This is a genomic window from bacterium, from assembly GCA_021159335.1.
GTDB lineage: Bacteria > UBP14 > UBA6098 > B30-G16 > B30-G16 > JAGGRZ01.
The window spans coordinates 1-2,713 of the sequence record JAGGRZ010000127.1 but is presented as its reverse complement, the minus strand read 5'-3'; the positions used below and the strand labels follow the sequence as shown (position 1 = coordinate 2,713).

Annotated in this window: 3 protein-coding genes; all 3 read right to left on the bottom strand. The window is 45.9% G+C overall.

Features of this window, described 5'->3' with window-relative positions:
- On the bottom strand, positions 1–215 hold a 215-nt coding region (locus tag J7J62_06900), incomplete at its 3' end, for a DUF262 domain-containing protein (GenBank protein MCD6124882.1).
- Positions 216–359: 144 nt separating this feature from the next.
- The gene (gene hutU / locus J7J62_06895) at positions 360–2,045 is read right to left on the bottom strand and encodes a urocanate hydratase (GenBank protein ID MCD6124881.1); all 1,686 of its coding nucleotides are present in this window, start codon (positions 2,043–2,045) and stop codon (positions 360–362) included.
- 104 nt (positions 2,046–2,149) lie between these two features.
- Positions 2,150–2,713, bottom strand: a 564-nt coding sequence (locus J7J62_06890; protein ID MCD6124880.1) for a sulfite exporter TauE/SafE family protein, incomplete at its 5' end; no start/stop codon positions are given.

The following is a 2,713-nucleotide window of genomic DNA, read 5'->3' as shown; positions in this document are numbered from 1 at the left end:
TTCCTCAGTGACCTTAAACGATCTTTTGTTTTCCACAATATAAGATTACCTATCGGATAGCCTTTTAACACGCTGTCGAGCAATCGCGCTGCTTTTACCTTATCCCAAACGAAATCACGCTGAAATTGTGGTATTTTTATATTACCTTCTTCAATCATACTAAATATTTTGTCTAAACTATATTGTGTGGTAGTAAAATTGGGCAGGTTATTCATTATCCCTCCAATATTTGATTATTATAATTAAATAAACTATTAATTCTATGAAAATCAAATTTTTAATTCCGAATACAAACTTGTAACAATCTAAAGTTTATAACATTAGTTTTTGCGAACTCTATTTTGCGGAATTTTCCTTCTTTACTCCCCAATCATCGGGATTTTTATTCCATGCTTCTTGGCGAACTCGATGGCTTCCTCATACCCTGCATCAGCGTGGCGGGCTATAGCTGTTCCCGGGTCGTTGGTTAACACTCGTTTAAGCCGTATGTCCATCATCTCCGTGCCGTCGGCGACTATAACCTGTCCTGCATGAAGGGAATAACCTATTCCCACTCCGCCACCATGATGGAACGACACCCACGATGCTCCTGAAACCGCATTAAGCGCGAAGTTAAGCAGAGGCCAGTCGGCGATAGCGTCCGAACCATCCTTCATGTGCTCGGTCTCACGATTGGGTGATGCTACCGAGCCGCCATCAAGGTGGTCGCGACCTATTACTATCGGCGCCTTTAATTTGCCCTCTCGGACGAGCCTGTTAAACATCAATCCTGCCTTGTCGCGTTCGCCGTAACCAAGCCAGCAAATTCGGGCTGGCAGACCCTGGAATTTAACCTTCTCGCGCGCAAGTTTAAGCCAGCGACGAAGATGCTCATCCTCCGGGAAAAGCTTCATTAGTTCCTCGTCAATAAGGTATATGTCCTCCGGGTCACCCGATAGCGCAGCCCAGCGGAACGGACCTTTCCCTTCGCAAAATAGAGGTCTAAGATAAGCTGGCACGAATCCAGGATATTTCCAGCTTCCATCAGGATTTTTTACCTCCTCGACTTTGACGAAACCGCCCGCGAGTGCATTGCCCCTAAGATTATTTCCATAGTCGAATGTTTCTGCTCCGCGTTCCTGAAGTGTTATCATTAGCTTAACATGCTTTGCCATGGTTTGATATGAGCGGCGAAGGTAGTCATCGGGGTCTTTCTTGCGAAGTTCGAGTGCTTCTTCGTAAGTCAGCCCCTGTGGAACATAGCCGTTAAGTGGGTCATGCGCTGAGGTTTGGTCTGTAAGCATGTGCGGTGTTATTCCGCGTTTTACGAGCCTTTCGAGCAAATCGACTACATTACCGTGCCAAACTATCGACTTGGCTATGCCTTTGTCGCGGTATTCGAGCGCTTTAGCGATGGCTTTATCGAGGTCTTTTTCCATCTCGTCGAGATAACCCGTTGCGAGACGCTTCTTTATTCGCTCCTCGTTGACTTCGGCAGCGAGATATGTTGCATTGTTCATCGTAGCTGCCAATGGCTGTGCGCCTGACATACCACCACAACCGCCCGAAACGATTAGTTTTCCACGAAGGTCATCCACGCCGAAGCGCTTTTTACCTGCTGCTGCGAATGTCTCATAGGTTCCCTGAAGTATTCCCTGCGTGCCGATGTAAATCCAGCTTCCCGCCGTCATCTGACCGTACATTATGAGCCCTTTTCTATCGAGCTCGTTGAAGTATTCCCAGTTAGCCCAATGTGGCACGAGATTTGAGTTTGCTATAATTACTCGTGGCGCCCACTCGTGCGTTTTGAACACTCCTACCGGTTTGCCAGATTGCACGAGAAGTGTTTCGTCGTTCTCGAGTTCCTTAAGTGTGCGGACGATAGCCTCGTAAGCTTCCCAGTTTCTCGCTGCTTTCCCTGTGCCGCCGTAAACTATAAGGTTATCAGGGTCCTCAGCAACCTCGGGGTCGAGGTTGTTCATAAGCATTCTCATCGCCGCTTCCTGATGCCAGCTTTTGCAGGAAAGCTTGGTTCCTCGAGGGGCATGTATGATATGTTTTGGCATAGCAAACCTCCTTTTTCGATTCATCTTTTTAAGATAATTATAAAGCCCTGAAATTGCAAATTTGAGATTACTGTCGGGAAAATTAGTTTTGCCCCATTCTCTTTTTATTTAATAGTCTTTATTAAGACGGTAACGGCGAGTCCGATTACGAATAAAGTTAACCCTACCTCAAGCCATTTTGGCTTAGTTTTAAGGGAAACTACGCTTCCGAGTCGGCTTCCAACTATTGAGCCAATGAGAGTTGCAATTGCTGGAGGCCAGAGGATGTCACCGCGCTGCCAGTATATTGCTATTGCTGCTGTGGCTGTGAATGTTGTCACGAATAGTGATGTTGCCACGGCTTCGTGAATTTTTAGTTTCAATGTTCTGAGAAATGGCGGGAAGAGCGAACCTCCACTTCCGCCACGCATGCCAGTAATAAAATTCAGGATGAAAGCTCCCAAAATGATGATATGTGGTTTAGGATTGATTTTTTTATATATGTTTGGCGCCAATTTTGAGAGGTGAATTCCCAGAATAGTTAGCACCGAAACCGCAACGAAGATTATTGCCAGTGCGAATGGTGAGATTATCCCTACAAGCAGTGCTCCTGATATGGAACCCGCTGCACCACCTAAAACCATGTATAAGCCGATTTTTAATTTTAAATTCTTCTTGTGGCTTATGGT

Coding starts and splice junctions, on each gene's coding strand:
- hutU (MCD6124881.1), bottom strand. CDS start 2,045: ATGCCAAAACATATCATACATGCCCCTCGAGGAACCAAGCTTTCCTGC.